The sequence below is a fragment of the Streptomyces sp. NPDC001902 genome (genome assembly GCF_042891295.1).
Taxonomy (GTDB): Bacteria; Actinomycetota; Actinomycetes; order Streptomycetales; family Streptomycetaceae; genus Actinacidiphila.
Genome location: NZ_JBIATA010000006.1, coordinates 54,337 through 70,598 on the forward strand (window position 1 = coordinate 54,337; position 16,262 = coordinate 70,598).

Annotated in this window: 15 protein-coding genes; 8 read left to right on the forward strand and 7 right to left on the reverse strand. The window is 72.7% G+C overall.

Going from position 1 to position 16,262, the window contains the following annotated elements:
- Positions 1–36: 36 nt before the first annotated feature.
- Entirely contained in the window at positions 37–615 is a 579-nt protein-coding gene (locus tag ACFYYN_RS12885) for a P-loop NTPase family protein (protein ID WP_500545766.1), read from the reverse strand.
- 163 nt (positions 616–778) lie between these two features.
- Here ACFYYN_RS12885 and ACFYYN_RS12890 point away from each other — a divergent pair, with 163 nt between their 5' ends.
- Entirely contained in the window at positions 779–3,313 is a 2,535-nt protein-coding gene (locus tag ACFYYN_RS12890; RefSeq protein ID WP_500545767.1) for an alkaline phosphatase D family protein, read from the forward strand.
- Positions 3,314–3,535: 222 nt separating this feature from the next.
- Here the strand turns inward: ACFYYN_RS12890 and ACFYYN_RS12895 are convergent, their stop codons facing one another.
- The 3 genes from ACFYYN_RS12895 to ACFYYN_RS12905 all read right to left on the reverse strand — a co-directional run bounded on the left by ACFYYN_RS12895 (position 3,536) and on the right by ACFYYN_RS12905 (position 6,377).
- The gene (locus tag ACFYYN_RS12895) at positions 3,536–4,519 is read right to left on the reverse strand and encodes an aldo/keto reductase (RefSeq protein ID WP_500545768.1); all 984 of its coding nucleotides are present in this window, start codon (positions 4,517–4,519) and stop codon (positions 3,536–3,538) included.
- A 124-nt stretch (positions 4,520–4,643) separates the two neighbouring features.
- Entirely contained in the window at positions 4,644–5,744 is a 1,101-nt protein-coding gene (locus tag ACFYYN_RS12900; protein ID WP_500545769.1) for a M20 family metallopeptidase, read from the reverse strand.
- Positions 5,745–5,783: 39 nt separating this feature from the next.
- The gene (locus ACFYYN_RS12905; protein WP_500545770.1) at positions 5,784–6,377 is read right to left on the reverse strand and encodes a DinB family protein; all 594 of its coding nucleotides are present in this window, start codon (positions 6,375–6,377) and stop codon (positions 5,784–5,786) included.
- 190 nt (positions 6,378–6,567) lie between these two features.
- On the opposite strand from ACFYYN_RS12905, the gene ACFYYN_RS12910 reads away from it, so the two are divergent.
- The gene (locus ACFYYN_RS12910) at positions 6,568–7,506 is read left to right on the forward strand and encodes a hypothetical protein (protein WP_500545771.1); all 939 of its coding nucleotides are present in this window, start codon (positions 6,568–6,570) and stop codon (positions 7,504–7,506) included.
- A gap of 217 nt (positions 7,507–7,723) precedes the next feature.
- On the opposite strand, the gene ACFYYN_RS12915 is transcribed toward ACFYYN_RS12910, so the two are convergent.
- Entirely contained in the window at positions 7,724–8,692 is a 969-nt protein-coding gene (locus tag ACFYYN_RS12915) for an esterase-like activity of phytase family protein (protein WP_500545772.1), read from the reverse strand.
- 1,380 nt (positions 8,693–10,072) lie between these two features.
- Here ACFYYN_RS12915 and ACFYYN_RS12920 point away from each other — a divergent pair.
- From ACFYYN_RS12920 to ACFYYN_RS12940, 5 genes are all read left to right on the forward strand, one after another.
- Complete coding sequence (locus ACFYYN_RS12920) at positions 10,073–10,534, forward strand: PP2C family protein-serine/threonine phosphatase (RefSeq protein WP_500545949.1); 462 nt, start codon at positions 10,073–10,075, stop codon at positions 10,532–10,534.
- Positions 10,535–10,630: 96 nt separating this feature from the next.
- Complete coding sequence (locus tag ACFYYN_RS12925; protein WP_500545950.1) at positions 10,631–11,878, forward strand: acyl-CoA dehydrogenase family protein; 1,248 nt, start codon at positions 10,631–10,633, stop codon at positions 11,876–11,878.
- A 42-nt stretch (positions 11,879–11,920) separates the two neighbouring features.
- Positions 11,921–12,379, forward strand: coding sequence for an RrF2 family transcriptional regulator (locus tag ACFYYN_RS12930; protein ID WP_500323664.1), 459 nt, complete (start codon positions 11,921–11,923; stop codon positions 12,377–12,379).
- Between the two features lie 114 nt (positions 12,380–12,493).
- A complete protein-coding gene (locus ACFYYN_RS12935) occupies positions 12,494–13,099 on the forward strand; it encodes a GOLPH3/VPS74 family protein (protein ID WP_500545773.1) in 606 nt (201 codons plus the stop codon).
- A gap of 381 nt (positions 13,100–13,480) precedes the next feature.
- Positions 13,481–14,173, forward strand: a complete 693-nt coding sequence (locus ACFYYN_RS12940; RefSeq protein ID WP_500545775.1) for a hypothetical protein — start codon at positions 13,481–13,483, stop codon at positions 14,171–14,173.
- 82 nt (positions 14,174–14,255) lie between these two features.
- Here ACFYYN_RS12940 and ACFYYN_RS12945 read toward each other — a convergent pair whose 3' ends face one another.
- Positions 14,256–14,732: a MarR family winged helix-turn-helix transcriptional regulator gene (locus ACFYYN_RS12945; RefSeq protein ID WP_500545776.1), complete on the reverse strand. Its 477-nt coding sequence runs from the start codon at positions 14,730–14,732 to the stop codon at positions 14,256–14,258.
- A 198-nt stretch (positions 14,733–14,930) separates the two neighbouring features.
- Between ACFYYN_RS12945 and ACFYYN_RS12950 the strand changes: the two genes are divergently transcribed.
- Positions 14,931–15,380, forward strand: a complete 450-nt coding sequence (locus tag ACFYYN_RS12950; RefSeq protein WP_500323659.1) for a MarR family winged helix-turn-helix transcriptional regulator — start codon at positions 14,931–14,933, stop codon at positions 15,378–15,380.
- A gap of 20 nt (positions 15,381–15,400) precedes the next feature.
- Here ACFYYN_RS12950 and tatC read toward each other — a convergent pair whose 3' ends face one another.
- Positions 15,401–16,261, reverse strand: coding sequence for a twin-arginine translocase subunit TatC (gene tatC / locus ACFYYN_RS12955; RefSeq protein WP_500545777.1), 861 nt, complete (start codon positions 16,259–16,261; stop codon positions 15,401–15,403).
- Position 16,262 lies beyond the last annotated feature (1 nt).

The following is a 16,262-nucleotide window of genomic DNA, read 5'->3' on the forward strand; positions in this document are numbered from 1 at the left end:
GAACCGTGACCCCATGACGACGGCTCGGTGACAGTCCTACGGCCGCGTGATGACGGAGTCCCGCAGCGGCCCGTCCGCCCAGCGGGCCGCCTCGATGTGGCTCCGGATGCGCACCACGGTCAACTCCGGCCGTTCGTACAGCAGTTGGGACACCCGCGCCGCCGTCTTGCCGTGGGTGGTCCACGCCCAGCGGACGATGTGCTCGGGGTCGGTGAGGATCGTCCACAGGGGCGGCTCGACGTTGCCGTTCCACAGCCGCTGCCGGCGAAGGCGACGCACCAGGGTGCGCCGGATCACCTGGCGCATGACGCGGCGCCGGGGAAGGTCCAGCCAGAGCAGCACGTCGGCGCGGGCGGCGAGGTGGGCGCGCACCGAGCCGTACTGCCACTCGGTCACCCAGCCGGGCCCGGCGCTGAAGCGGTGGACGTCGGCCTCGAACGAGGGGCGCCTGGTCCAGCCGGGGCCGTGGAAGAGCGCGTCGATCTCCACGTGCGGCACCTGCAGCGCGGCGGCAACACGAGCGGCGAGCGTCGTCTTGCCCGCGCCGGACGTGCCGGCGACGAGCACCCGCCGCGGTCGGTGGGGCAGTGGATCAGCCGGTCCCAGGAGTGGCACGCCGCCACGGTAGCAACGCCGCCGCCGGCCACCGCGCCGGGGCACCCCGCCCGTCGAACGACGCCGACGGCCCGACACCGCCCGCGCCCGACATGTGCTGGACACCGTCCCTTCCCCGCAGCGACACCCGCCCGGCCGTACGGCTGCTGCACGATCTTGGGACGTGACCACCACCCCTGCACTGCGCACCCTCGACCGCCGCCGTTTCCTCGCCCTCGCGGGGGGCACCTTCGGGGTCCTGGCCGCGGGCCAGTTGACCCAGGCGCTCTCCGCGCGCGCCGCGGAACTGGACCCCGCGCCCTTCTCCCTCGGCGTCGCCTCCGGCGACCCGGACCACCACAGCGTCGTGCTGTGGACCCGCCTGGTGCCCGACCCGCTCGACGCGGAGACCGGCGGCATGCCCGCGACGCCCGTCGAGGTGCGGTGGGAGGTCGCGAAGGACGAGTCCTTCCGGAAGGTCGTCGCGAGCGGCGCGGTGACGGCGCTGCCCGAGTCCGCGCACACCGTGCACGTCGTCGTCGACGACCTCGCCCCCGACCGCTGGTACTGGTACCGCTTCCAGTACGGCGAGGTCCGCAGCCGCACCGGCCGCACGCGGACCATGCCGTCGCCCGGGGCGAAGGCCGAGCGGCTGCGGTTCGCGTTCGTGTCGTGCCAGTCGTGGACGGGCGGTGCCTACCCCGCCTACCGGGACCTGGCGGAGCAGGACCTCGACTTCGTCCTCCACCTCGGCGACTACATCTACGAGACGACCGACGGCGGCCTCACCGAGTTCCGCCGGCTGCACGCCCTGTACAAGACCTCGCCCGAACTGCGGGCGGCCCACGCCCGGTTCCCGTTCTTCGTCACCTGGGACGACCACGAGGTCCAGAACAACTACGCGGCCGACGTGCCGGGTGGCGCCGGTGACGGCCGTCCCTTCCTGGAGCGCCGGGCCAACGGCTACCAGGCGTACTACGAGCACCTGCCACTGCGCCCCGAGCAGCGGCCCACCGGCCCGGACGCGCTGATGTACCGTCAGGTGCGGTTCGGGAAGCTCGCCGAGTTCAGCGTCCTGGACACCCGCCAGTACCGCACCGACCAGGCGTACGGGGACGGCCGCAAGGAACCGGGCCCCGAGGTCTGGAACCCGGAGCGCACGATGACCGGCCCGGAGCAGGAGAAGTGGCTGCTCGGCAACCTGGACCGCTCCAAGGCCCGGTGGAACGTCATCGCCCAGCAGACCATCATGGCCGCCTTCGACTACGACCTCGGCCCGGGGAAGATCGTCAACCTCGACCAGTGGGACGGGTACGCGGGTGCCCGCGCCCGTATCCTCGACTTCCTCGCCGACCGTGACGTCGCCAATCCGGTGGTGCTCAGCGGCGACTGGCACACCCACTGGGTCAACGACCTCAAGAGCGACTTCGACGACCCGCACGCGCCGGTCGTCGCCACCGAGTTCGTCGGCACGTCGATCTCCTCCGGCGCCGGCTGGGACGCCGACGTCCGGGCGGGTCTCGTCGCCAACCCGCACGTGAAGTTCTACAACGGCACCTACCGCGGCTACGTGATGTGCGACGTGACCCGCGACCGGTGGCGCGCCGACCTGCGCATCGTCCTCAAGGGCGACGACGCGGCCTCCCCGGCCTTCACCATCGCCGCCTTCGAAGTGTGCGACGGGCGCCCCGGGGCCCGGCGGATCGACGCCGGCGACGGACTGGTCGGCCGGATCACCGACAAGGTCACCGGCAAGCCGCTCGCCAACGTCCAGGTGACGGTCACGGCGGCGGACGGCACCCGGTTCGCGGCCGTCACCACCGACACCACCGGCGAGTACCTGGCCTTCGCGCCGCCCGGACAGTACGCGGTCGCCGTGGGCGGCGTCGGCTACGAACCGGCGACCGCCACGGCCACCGTGCGCGCGGGCGCGCAGACCCGGGGCGACGTGGCCCTGACGCGTGCCGCCGTACGGGCCGGCACCGGCCGAGCGGTGCCCGGGCCGCAGTCGCAGGCGGCGGCCACGGACGTCACGCTGTCCAACGGCATGCTGTCGCTGGCCGTCTCCGCGGGCTCCCAGGACCCCCAGCTGTCCGGGGTCACCCTGGGCAAGCCGCTGGACCTCGCGGCCGTGGGTCACCTCGACCAGCTGGACTGGATGAACCTGCCGTACGCCTCGGCGGCCCGGCCGCGCGGGAGCAACGCCTGGCAGCAGCTGACCGTGCGGTCCACCGCCTTGGAGGTGCTCGCCGCGGGCGGCCCGGTCGCCTCCGCGCGCGCCACCGGGGCGAGCACCCAGGTCCCCGACGTCGAGGTGGTCACGACGTTCACGATCGGCGACGGCGAGCCCTGGGTGACCGCCGAGAGCGTCTTCACCAACCGGGGAACGCAGTCCCGCACCTTCTGGCTGGGTGACGTGCTGGACCACGACGGCGCCGGCCAGCGCAGCGGCGTCGCGGGGCACGGCACCGTGACCGCCTCCGCCCCGGCCGACTTCGAGCCGACGGCGCCGTGGGTGGGCATGACCGGTTCCGACGGTCAGACGTACGGGCTGCTCTACGACGAGCCGGGCTTCACCGTCTACGCCTGCGGGATATGGGCGATGACCCAGCGTCAGGTGACGATCGAACCGGGCGCCGCGTTCACCCTGCGGCGGCGGATCGCCGCCGTCGACAATGGCGGCGCGGCCGACCCGTTCGCGGTGCTCGCCGGACTCTGATCCGGGCACGGAGCCGCCGCGGGGGGGGGGCCCCGGGGGGGGGGGGCCCCCCCCGGGCGGGGGGGGGGGGGGGGGGGGGGGGGCGCCGGCGGCGGGGCGTGCCCCCGGCCGCGGGGGCGGCCCGCCCCGGCCCCCGCGTCCCCCGGGCGGCGCCGCCGCGCGCCCGCCGCCCCGGGGGGCGGGCCCCCCCCCGCCGCGGCGCTCGGTCGGTCGGTCGGTCGGTCAGCGGTTGGTGGACTCCAGCGCCCGCGCGGTGTAGCGCGCGCCGCTCACCTCCCGGGCCGGGACGGCGGCTCCGAGCGCGGCGCGTTCGTCCCGCGACAGGACGAGGTCGGCCGCCGCGGCGTTCTCCTCGAGGTACTTCCGCCGCTTCGTACCGGGGATGGCGACGGCGCCCAGCGCGTTGACCCAGGCGAGCGCGACCTGGCCCGGTGTCGCACCGCGTGCCTCGGCGATCTCCCGTACGCGCTCGACCAGGACGAGGTTCGCGGCGATGTTCTCCGGCGAGAAGCGGGGCAGTCCGCGCCGCGCGTCGTCCGGCGCCAGGTCGTCGACGCTGCGGATGGCCCCGCTGAGGAAGCCGCGGCCCATGGGCGAGGAGGCGACCAGGCCGATGCCCAGTTCGTCCATCGTCGCCTTGCGGCCGTTGTCCAGCAGGTCCTGGGTGAACAGCGACATCTCCGACTGGACCGCGGTGAGGGGGTGGACGGCATGGGCCCGGCGGATGGTCTCCGAGGAGACCTCGGAGAGCCCGATGTAGCGGACCTTGCCGGCGGTGACCAGTTCGCCCATCGCGCCGATGGTGTCCTCGACGGGCGTCCCGGGATCGACCCGGTGCATGAAGTAGAGGTCGATCACGTCCGTGCCCAGGTGGCGCAGCGAACGCTCCACGGCCCGGCGGACGTGCTCCGGCCGGCCGTCGAGGGGACCGGGCGTACCGTCGTCGGCGAAGTCGAGGCCGAACTTCGTCGACAGGATGACCTCGTCCCGGCGGTGTCCGAGGGCGCGGGCGATCAGCCTCTCGTTCTCGAAGGGGCCGTAGGACTCGGCCGTGTCGATGAACGTGACGCCCAGGTCGACCGCGCGGTTGAGGGTGATCACGGACTCCCGCTCGTCCCCCGCCCCGTAGTCCACGCTCATGCCCATCGCACCCAGGCCCTGCACCGGCACGCGCAGTCCCTGACCGCCGAGGTCCACCGTCCGCATCGCCATTCCCTCCCGCAGTGGTGTCGATCCGCCCCGGTGCGCCGGCGCGCACGGCGGTCGTCAGCTACCTGCATGACCGGACAGCTCCCGTGTCCGTGACACCGGCGGCGACAGGGCCCCGCGGCTACGCGTTCCGGATGGCGTGCACCAGGCCGGCGACGAGGGTCGCCCGTTCGGCCATGGCGTCGACCACCACGTACTCGTGGTCGGCGTGCGCCCCGCCCCCGACCGCTCCGAGACCGTCGAGGGTCGGCACTCCCAGCGCGGCGGTGTGGTTGCCGTCGCTCCCGCCGCCGACGGCCCTGCCCTCGATGCCGGGCAGCAACCGCTGCGCCAGGGCGAAGAGCGCCGCGGACGCCGACTCCGGCATCGGGGGCCGCCGGACGCCGCCGCGGACCGAGATGGCGGCTCCGTGCAGGTGCGGGGTCAGAGCGGCGAAGCCGGCTTCGACGCGTTCCTTCTCCTCGGCCGTCTCGACCCGTACGTCGGCGACGACGGTCGCCTCGGCGGGCACCACGTTGTCGACGGTGCCCGCCGACGCCACGGTCGGGGTGACGGTCGTACCGGCCTCGGGCCGGCTGAGCGCCGCGACGGCCAGCACCTGGTGCGCGGCCTCGACGAGGGCGTTGACCCCGGCCTCGGGCTCCAGTCCCGCGTGCGAGGCGCTGCCGGTGACGGTGACCTCGAACGTGCCGCAGCCCTTGCGGCCCGTCTTCAGCGCCCCGCCCTCGGCCGCGCCCTCGAAGACGAGCACGGCGCCGCAGGCGAGGGCCCGCTCCTCGATGAGGGCCAGGGAGTGGGCGGAGCCGACCTCCTCGTCGCAGGTGACCAGGATCTCGACGCCCGACCGGTCCTCCAGGAGCGCCACACCGTGGACGGCCTGCACGAGACCGCCCAGCATGTCGAAGACGCCGGGGCCGGTGGCGCGGCCGCCGGCGACGGTGAACGGGCGCCGTGCGAGGGTGCCGAGCGGGAACACCGTGTCGTGGTGTCCCAGGATCAGCACCTTGGGGTCGCCCCCGGAAGACCAGCGGACGTGCGGCCCGACGGGGCTCTCGACGCAGACGGCCTGGCCGCCGAGGCGCCTTTCGATGACGCCGACGACGGCCTTGGCCGATGCCGTCAGGGCGTCGACGTCACGTGAGGGGGACTCGACCTCGACGAGCGTCCTGAGGTCCTCGATCATCGCGTCGACACTCACGGGGCCGATCTTGTGCATCGTCATCCCGCCAGCGTAGTGAGCACACCGGCCGGCACGCTCGCATCACTTGCCGGCCTCGCGTGCCACGCGCTCGAGCCGGGCGCGGTACTCCTCCCACCAGGCCCGGTCGTCCGAGGGGATGCTGTCGTTGCCCTGCAGGAAGCCGACGCTGCCGTCGATCAGCTCGCGGAGGATGTCGGCGTGGCCGGCGTGCCGCTGGGTGTCCGCGATCACGCGGACCAGGACGTGGTTGAGGGTCACCGCACGGCGTTCCTCCGGCCACCACGGGACGTGGCCGACCGCGTCGAGCGGCAGCTCCTCGATCGTGGCGTCCGCGTGCTCCCAGGCCCGGCGGTACAGCCCGGTGATCTCCTCGCGCGTCTCGTCCGCCGTGGCCCACATGTCCGCGTTGGCCTCCGCGTCCTCCCGGTACCAGGAGGGCCGCTCCGCATCGAAGAACGGCCGCCCGAAGGTGTCGCCGAGGTAGCCAAGCTCCACACCGGCGGCGTGCTTGACCAGCCCCAGCAGGTTCGTCCCCGTGGGTGTGAGGGGGCGGCGGACGTCGTACTCCGACAGCCCGTCCATCTTCCACAGCAGGGTGTCCCGCGCGTCCTGCAGGTACCGGAGGAGGTCCGCCTTGGGATTCGGTTCGATCATGCCGGGCAGTCTCCCACCCGGCACCGACACCGCCCCCGTGCGCGGGCGGTCGCGGACGCGGAGAAGCCGGGCGGTGCGCAGCGGTCGGCGGTCTGTCCTTCACCCTCCGCTCCCCCGGAGTTCGCGTGGACGATCTTCGGCCGCGTCAGGGTCGAACCCTGCCCTGCCACCGGATCCACCGAGGGGAACCATGCGCGTACGGACCAAGATCGCTTCAGCCGCGGCAGCCTGCCTTGCGGCGGCGGCACTCATGGCGGCCACGGGCCTCGGATCCGCCGAGGCTTCGACCCCGGCGGTCGCCAAGGCGGCCCCCGCGGAGTACACGGCCGAACTCCGGCACACCTTCGCCGCCTTCGACGCGCGGCAGGGTGTGGCCGTCGACCGGAAGTACTTCTACGCCGTCAACAACCAGACCATCACCAAGCACGACAAGGCGACCGGCAGACCTCTCCTGCAGTTCGTCGGCGACGCCGACGGCCCGATCATCCACATGGACAGCGCCACCGTGGTCGGCGACAAGCTGTACGCGGCGACCTCGAACTACAACACCACGCCCGAGAAGAGCTCCGTCGAGGTGTTCGACACCCGGACGATGAAGCACATCGACACCTTCAGCTTCGGCATCGACCGCGGTTCGCTGACCTGGCTGGACCGGCACGACGGGGCGTGGTGGGCGGCCTTCGCCAACTACGACAAGCCCCCGGCGGGCTCCACGGAGCCGTACGGCGGTACCGACAACACGCAGATCGTCGAACTCGACGACCGGTTCCGCGTCGTGGAGGCCTGGACGCTGCCGCAGGAACTCCTGGACAAGATCCGGCCCATGAGCAACTCCGGAGGTTCGTGGGGCCCCGACGGCCGGCTGTGGATCACCGGCCACGACTACGACGAGGCCTACGTGATGGACGTCCCGTCCGAGGGCTCGGACCTGCGCTGGGTGGCGACCGTCAAGCTGCCCGACGTCGAGGGCCAGGCCATCGCCTGGGACCGCTCCGGCAGGACCCCCGAGCTGTGGACCATCAAGCGCTCCACCGAGCAGGTGCTGGTCTTCCAGGCCCCCTACACCTCGATCGAGGACCCGCACACCCGCCAGTGGAAGGTCGTCGGCCCGGGCCACTTCGTGGAGTGACGCCGCTCGCGTCCGCCGGGCGCCGTGGGGCACCCACGGCGCCCGGCGGACGCAGCGCGGGTTCGATCCCCGTCACCCGCTCCAGCGGAAAGCCCCGGGCAAGCAGCCCGGGGCTCCTTTCCCGCCGAGTCCGGATGCGCCGTCCCTCGCCGGGCCCCGTGCCCGATGCCATGTCGTCCGCCTCCGCACGCCCGCTCCCGGACCGGGCGCATGGGACTCAGAGCTCGGGCAACCGTATGGTCATCCCGTACAGTCGGGTGGTCTGCATGGCGCTCTGGTTGTCGTCAGTGACCATGAGGACCTTCAAACGGCCGTCCGGAGCGGTCCCGGTGATCGTCATGCCCTCTATGTTCCCGAGCAGGGGGTTGGCCTGCGACTGCTTGTTCGTGGCTCCGAGCGGCGGGCAGTTGACCATGTCGACCAGCAGGGTCTTGTTCATCAGGGAAACGTCGTCCTGGCCGGACAGCTTCTCGACGTGGGTGATGTCGTCCGCCTCGCGCGGGTCGGCGAGATAGACCCGGATGATATTGCCGACGCTCTTGTCGAAGCCTCGCTCCAGAACGAGGAGCCTGCCGTCACCGGACGCGCAGATGTCCGACAGCAACAGGCCCTTGTCTCGCACGTAGCCCCACTGCACGCCGATCCGGAACTCGTCGCCGGTCGTCTCGCGTTTCCACGCCTGGAAACGCACGTAGGCGCTCTCGTCACCCCTCAGCGCGCCCTCCATCGACGCCACCAGGGTGAGGCCGCCGGGCTGCATGGCGAGGCCCTCGAAGGTCTCGTTGACCACGGCCCGGCCCGCAGGCGCGAGGAGGAGGCTGTCCGGCACCGGCAGCCTGTCGATGAACTTTCCCTCCGGGGTGTAGCGACGAACGGCCGGTTCCTCGGAGGCGATCAGGAGCGTGCCGTCCTCATCGAAGACCAGGGCCTCGAAGTCCGTCTCCTTCCCGTTCTCGTCGTACAGCGCCACGACATCGACGGGCTCGTGGGTGGCGGCGTCCAGGTGGAAGAGCAAGGAGCGGTCCGCGAGGGCGGCCACACGTCCCTCGGGGCTGACCGCCAGGGCCGACATGTTGCCGACGAACTTCTCCTCGAAATAGGTCTTGTCGAGGGCATCGGAGAACCAGTCGACAACGGCCCAGGCGGAGCAGGCGTTCGGCTCCGAACCCGCAGAAAATTCGGTCATCGTAAACCCCTTCGCATTGGGTCGAAAACCCTCCATATCCGACTTCTCGGCCGTGCCCGTCACCTGGGATGTTCTCGCAGTGAGTTCCAGCGATTCCCCACTACCGCGCGCGAAGGCGTTGCCGCCATGGAGCGATCCTGCTGCGCGGGAGTGATCACGGCGTCGGAACCCTACTGGATGACCTCGTTCGCCGGACCGGGTCCGCGGCGGTCCGGCAGACCCGTGAAGATGATGCGCGACCACGGCGAGGACACGGTCAGCACGGGCCACCCCTGACGCCCCCTGGAGGACCGGATACTGACGGTCGCGGCGGACGACGCGCACACCTCACGATGCGACAGTTCGCCCCGCTGTTGGTGTCCGATGCGCTCGCGGAAGCGGAAGTCGGGGCGCCGTCCCGTCCATAGCTCGCGCGGGACCGCAGTCCGAACGACCGGCCCGCAAGGGGAGTCGTGTCAGCGGCCTGGTCCAGGTTCGGCCCATGCACGAGAGCCGTTCCAGCGCCGGGGCGCCCCTCGAGCCCGACGTGCCGCCCTACCAGGTGGTCCTGGCGGCGGCGATCTCGAACCTCCCTTCTGACCCATATGCGCGGGGCCCACCGGCGGAACACCGCGGCAGGTGGGGGGACACCAGCCCAAGGACGCGCGCCCTCCGCGGACCCGCGAAGGGCGTCACGGGGCGGACGCGGCATCAGATGTCGCACCCGCGGGGTGCGATCAAGGATCGCCTACGATCCAGCCATGAGCGCTCTGGCCCGGTATCGGACGATGTGGTCGAACCTGCGGCGACAGGACCCCGTTCTGCTGTCCCCCGCCGTCCTGACCGCGGTCATCGGGGTCCTGGGATCCTCACCCCTCAGGACGTACCCTTCACCCGCCTGCTGCCCGCGGCGCCCGCGCTCGCCGCGTCGCTCTGGTCCGTGCGGGCGACCCTCACCCTCGGGATGATCTGCCTGCTCCCGGTCATCGGCTACGCCCTGGCCTTCTCCGACATGTCCGCCCTCTACACCGCCGGGGCGATCGGCGCCGTCAGTCTGGCCGCCGCCTACGCCAGCCACCTGCGCCTGCAGCGCGAACACACCCTCGCCCAGGTCCGCGCCGTCGCCGACGCGACGCAGGAGGTCCTCCTCAGGCCGGTACCCGAACGCATCAGGAACCTGGAGATCGCGACCCTCTACCTCGCCGCGGCCCCCCAGGCGCGCATCGGGGGCGACTTCTACACCGCGGCCGATACCCCCCACGGCCTGCGCCTGATCCTCGGGGACGTCCGCGGCAAGGGCCTGCGCGCCGTGGGGGTTTCGGCCGCCCTCCTCGGGTCCTTCCACGAGGCCGCCTACGAGGCCCCGACCTGGCGCACCTCGCGCACCGTCTGGAGACCACCATCACCCGGTACTCCGCGGCGGTGCCCGCCGAGGACGACTGCGAACGCTTCGCCACCGCCGTCATCGTGGAGATCCCGCCCGCAGCCGACCATGCCTCCGTGCTCAGCTGCGGGCACCCGCCTGCCCTGCTGGTGCACGACGGCCGCACCCGGGCCATCGAACCGGTGGCCCCCTCACCACCGGTCAACCTGGCGGCACTTGTCGGCGCCGGCTACCACGTCGACCGCGTTCCCCTGGCCGTCGGCGACCTGCTGCTGCTCTACACCGACGGCGTGAGCGAGACCCGCGACCCGGGCGGCGCCTTCTTCCCCCTCACCGCCTGGAGCCGGCAGGCCGCCACCACCGCACCGGCCGGGTTCCTGCGCCTCCTTCACCAGGCCCTCCTCCGCCACAGCGACGGCGGCCTCAACGACGACATCGCCTGCATCGCCATCCGCAGGACCGCCGCGGGCACCCCGTGATGCGGTCGGCGCCGAGTATTTCCTATTGAATTGATGGGAAAGCATTGACGGTGGTCCGACAGGCTGCGCAGGATGAGGAACGTGCCCCAGACGCCCATGGACGTTGAGACCGCGCCGTCCGGCTCCGCACCGCCGCCGGAGCCGGAACCGGAACCGGAACCGACCGGGCCCGGCCGCGCGCACTGGCTGCGGGTGGCCCGTGAGACGGCGGACGACCTGGCCACGGACGCGGTCGCCAGGGACCAGGCCGGCAAGCCCCCGTTCGACGAGGTCTCCCGGCTGCGCGAGGCGGGGCTGCTGCCGCTGCTGGTGCCCGCCGGGTCCGGCGGCGGGGGCGCGGACTGGGCCACGGCGTACGCCGTGGTCCGCGAGATCGCGGCGGCCGACGCCGCGATCGCCCAACTGCTCGGCACGCACTACTTCGTATCGTGGAGCGCCCGGCTCCTCACCGGGCCCTCGGCCGCCACGGGGCTGGAACGGCGTTCCGCGGCCGGGCAGTGGTGCTGGGGCGGTGGGTTCGCCCGCCAGGACCCGCCGCTGACGCTGGCCAGGACCACGGGCGGCTACCGGCTGGAAGGCCGGCAGAGCTACGTCACGGGCGTCCTCGTCGCCGACCGCATCGCCGTGCGCGCCGTGCGGGCCGACACCGGGGAACCGCTCGCCGTCGCCGTCGACCCCGCCCGGCACGGCGTCGCGGTCGGCGCGGAGGACGAAACCTTCGGCCAGCGGCTCGCCGCCGGGGGCGGCGTGGAGTTCGCCTCCGTGGCGGTCACCGCCGACGAGGTGCTCGGTTCGCTCTCCGCAGAGGAGGAGGTCCTGCCGCCCCTGGCCTCGCTGGCCTCGCCGCTGGGACGTCTGATGTCGGTCCAGCTCCGGCTCGGCACGGCCGAGGGCGTGCTCGCCGAGGCCCGCGAGTACAGCAGGGCGGGCCAGCGGCCGTGGCACCCGGAGTGGCCGGCCGGATCGCCCCAGGACCCCCACGTGCTCGCCGCGTTCGGCGAGCTGACCGTCCTCACCCGCTCCGCCTCCGCGCTCGCCGGTCAGGCGCTGGAGGCACTGGAGGGCGGCCTGGCCCGAGGGGAGGCCCTCGGCTACGAGGAGTGCGCGGAGATCTCGGCGCTCGTGGCCGTGGCCGAGGTCGCGACGTCCACCGCCGTGCGGGAGAGCACGACGCGCGCCCTGGACGTCATCGGGCCCCGCTCCGCGTCCGCGCGCCTGGGCCTGGACCGTTTCTGGCGCAACGCGCGCAGCCACACCCTGTACGAGCCCGTGGCCCCCCGCCTCCGCGACGTCGGGGACTACTTCCTCAACGGCACGCACCCCCCGTTCACGCTGCCTGTTTGACCCGGAACCGACACCACCGGCACCCGACGGGATAATGCGCCCATGCGGATCTCAGCCAGGGCGGACTACGCGGTACGTGCCGCGCTGCAGCTCGCCGCGTCACCGGAGGCCGGGCCGATGAAGGCCGAGGCCATCGCCGCCGCCCAGGACATCCCGCACAAGTTCCTCGAGGGCATCCTCAACGAGATGCGCCGCGCCGGTCTCGTCCTCAGCCAGCGGGGCGGCAACGGCGGCTACCGCCTGGCCAGGCCCGCCGGGTCCATCAGCATCGCCGACGTCATCCGCGCCGTCGACGGACCGCTCGTCTCGGTCCGCGGGGTCCGCCCCCCGGACCTGGCGTACACGGGCCCCGCCGAGTCGCTGCTGCCGTTGTGGATCGCGCTGCGGTCCAACGTGCGCGAGATCCTCGAAGGCGTGTCGCTCGCCGACGTCGCCGGGGCCGAACTGCCGCGCGGCGTCCTGGCCCTGACGGAGGCCCCCAGCGCCTGGACGAACCCCTGACCGGGCACCGCCCGGCCCCGCACGCACCGCGAGGGGCGGCTCGCCGTGCGCCGGGAACGGCGGACGGCGGCCCGCGGCGACGTATCGTTGTTGATCTCTTCGACGGGAGCCGCCATGACCACGCCGCAGGACCTGATGATCGTCAGCATGGATGCGCCTTCGAGCCCTCCCGTCGAACCGGGCGACCTGTCGCTCGCGCTCGCGGGGGCCGAGGTGATCGACCTCCTCGGAGCGCGGGCGGTCACCCTGGACGGTGACCGCCTGGTGCCGGCGCACGGGCCGGCCACCGGTGACCACCTGCTGGACCAGGCGGCGTCGGCGCTCGTCGACCAGGAGCCCTACGAGTCGGTCGAGGACTGGCTGTGGCGCAGGGGCCGCAACCTCTCCTCGGTCTACCGCGGCGCGCTGCAGGCGACCGGCCTGACCGCCGTGAGCCGCCCCCGGTGGCGGCCCTGGGCCACCGGGGAGCAGGTGCTGCTGGACTCCCCCGCCCGCCGGGAGGCGCTCGGCCGCCGGTCCTCCGGGGAGCCAGTGCTGGCCGCCCTCGCCTCCGCCGCCGGGGTCCCCGGGGACCGGACCGCCGGCGACCTCGCCGACGTCGGCGACGACGCCGTGGAGACGGTGCTGGCCGCGGTCCACAACGCCGTCGAGGAACTGCAGTCGGTGCGGCAGCGGAAGGACATCGAGAAGGCGGCCTTCGACAACATCTGGCGGGCCTGAGGGCGGGGGCCGGCGGCTCAGGAGGGCCGTCAACGGCGACTCACCCGGTGGGGTTCCCTCGAACTTGTCCTGACCGTACGTGGGTTCGCCCGTCAAGGGCTCCTCCCCCACCGCGGGGCGGGACGCCGCACCTGAACCCCGGCACCGTGAAGAGGCATCTCAACTACGCCTAGAAGAAAGTCGAGTTGGGTCGAGCACGTCCCCCCCCCCGGGCCGCTCACGGGCCTGCCCCGCACGGGACTTGCGGCGGCGGGGCGTTCGGCCGGGACGCCCACGGTGAACACCGCCCCAACTCGCGCAGTACGGGGCGGTTCCGCACGGTGAGGGCGGAGGATGGGTACGATCCGGCAGCAACATCCCATACACCAGGAAGCGGCTGTCGTGTCCCACAACACAACCATTCAGGACCGGTATGCGGCGCGTCTCGCAGAGGACCTGGAGAACAACGCCAAGGAACAGGAAGCGGTCCGGGAGCAGGTGGCCGGGCTCCAGGCCCGCCTGACCCGGCTCGAGGACGAGCGGGCCTGGCTGACCCGGCTGCAGGGCAGCGTGACGACCGGTGGACGCCGCGTCGCCCCGCGCGACGAACCTGCCGATGCCGTGCAGGCCGGAGAAGTCCCGGCCGAGGAGGTTCCCGCCGAGGTGGTTCCGGCCGCCGACGTGGCCGGGGCGCCGGAGGAGGGTGCTCCCCGGGCCGTCCCGCGGCCCCGCACACGGAAGCCGGCCGGCGGGGCCAAGGCCCGGAAGGCCGGCAAGAAGGCGGCGCCGTCCCGCGACAAGGAGAAGCCGACCCTGCGCGGCCTCGTCGCGGACGTCCTCGCCGCCGATGAAGAGCCGCGCATGGTCAGTGAGTTCGTCGACGCACTGGCCAAGCGGCATCCGGATCGCTCCGCCCCGAGCGCCCCCGTCGTGCGCAACGCCCTTGAGGCGTTGGTCGCGAAGGGGCTCGCCGAGCGGTCCCGTCGTCAGGGCAGCGTCTTCTACACCCCTGTCACGCCGTCGGCCGGGACCACCGGTGACGGCGCGGGCGCGGCATCGTCCGAGGCCGGGGAGCCGGTCGCGGCGAAGGCCTGACCGGGCGCCGTGGCAGGGGCACGCCTCTGCCACGGCGGAGTGGCCGGGGAGCCGGGGTGGGCCCCTCGGCCGTGCGGGGCGGTCAGGTGGCGACGTTCCTCAGGGCCGCGCCGAGCGCCTTGAGGTCCAGGCCTTCGAGGTGGTCGAGGAAGTGACGGCGCACGGACATCAGGTTGGTCCGCCACGCCTCCTTGAGGCGGGCGAGGCCGGCGTCGGTGAGGACCGCGTTCCAGCCGCGGGCGTCCTCGGCGCACTTGACGCGCTGCACGAGCCCGTCGTTCTCCAGCCGGTGGACGACGCGCGTCATCCCGCTGACCGACAGTTCGCAGGCCCCGGCGAGGTCGCTCATGCGCATCTGCCGACCGGGCGCCTCGGAGAGGTTCATCAGGGTCAGGTACTCGATGAGCGGGAGCCGCTGCTCGCGGACCAGATCAGCGTCCATGACACGGGGCAGGGCGTAGATGACACGACTCAGCGACCGGACGACCGCTTCCTCGTCGGGACTGAGCGGCACTATCGCCTCGGGGGCCGCTTCCTGCCGCGGCATGACGTCTGACATACCTCTAGTTTACTTGCGCGGCGAAGGAAGTGAACGCTTCCTAACGGCGGGATCCTGGAATCCTCACCCATCCGGAATTATGACCCGTTTCGTCCGTTCCGACGGTCGCGGTAGGTCACCGGCAGCCACTGCCTGCCGTTCTCGTTCCCGTGTGGGAGCAGATGCTCATATCATGGGGAGGATGCTCGGGAGGAGATCATGACCGCTGCGGCGTCGAAAGCCGACTCATGCAACAACCTGGCGCTGCGCAAGGCGGCCCGGTACCTCGGCGCGACCTACGACAAGGCCCTCGCCCCGGTCGGCCTGCGGGCGACGCAGTTCAGCATCCTGCAGCAGCTCAGCGTCCACGAAGAGATGACGATCACCGCCCTCGCCGACATCATCGCGATGGACCGTACGACGATGGCCTCCAACCTCAAGCCGCTCGCGCGGGAGGGCCTGGTCACCGTCGAGACCTCGGCGACCGACCGCCGCGCGCGGATCGTCACGCTCACGCCGGACGGCCTCGCCAGGATGAAGGCGGCGCTCCCCCTCTGGAACGACGTCCAGAACCGGTTCGAGGAACGGTTCGGGTCCGCCGACGCGGCCCTGCTGCGCCGGTTCCTCGACGCCGTGCTGGACACCGGCTTCGAACCGTGGGCGGAGTGAGCGGCTCCCGCCGCGGCGCGTCATGACCGGCCGACGGCGACGTCGTCGGGGGCGGGGGCCTCGACGGCGGCCGGGGCCGGGTCGGGGCGACCGGATGCGGTGCGCCGTCGCCGGCGGTCGTTGCACCAGGCGACCGCGCACGCCGCCCCGTACAGCAGGCTGATGGGCGTGGCGAGCAGCAGCATGCTGATCGGGTCGGTGCTGGGGGTGGCGATCGCCGCGAAGGCGGCGACCCCCATGAGCATGCCGCGCCACCAGCCGGTCATCCGCCGGGCGCTGATCACCCCGCCGAAGTTCAGCAGCACGAGGAGCACGGGGAGTTCGAAGGAGAGGCCGAAGACGATCACCATGCGGGTGGCCAGGTCGAGGAAGTCGTCGACGGGCAGGATGTTGGTGGCGTTGTCGGGCGTGAAGGAGATCAGCACCCGGGCGGTCGTCGGCAGCGTCCGGTACGCCACCGCGGCGCCGGTCAGGAACAGGGGGATGCCCGCCCCGAGGAAGGCCAGGGTGTACTTCCGCTCGCGGCGGTGCAGTCCCGGCGCGACGAAGGCCCACAGCTGGTAGAGCCACACCGGGCTCGCGCCGACCACTCCCGCGGTGAGCGACACCTTGAGCGCGAGGGAGAACGGCGAGAGGAGACCGTTGAGGGAGATCACGCCGCAGTGACCCGCACCGTCCGCCCCGGAGGCCCCGGTCAGGCGGCCGGGGGCACAGCCGGGCAGCGGATCGATGAGGAACCCGATGAGCTGCCGGTGGAACAGGGCTGCCGCGACGGTGACGAGCAGGATCGCCCCGACGGCCTTGAGCAGGCGGTTGCGCAGTTCGCGCAGGTGCTCCCGGAGGGGCATCCGATCGGGGTCACGCGGGGTACGGGTGGTCATG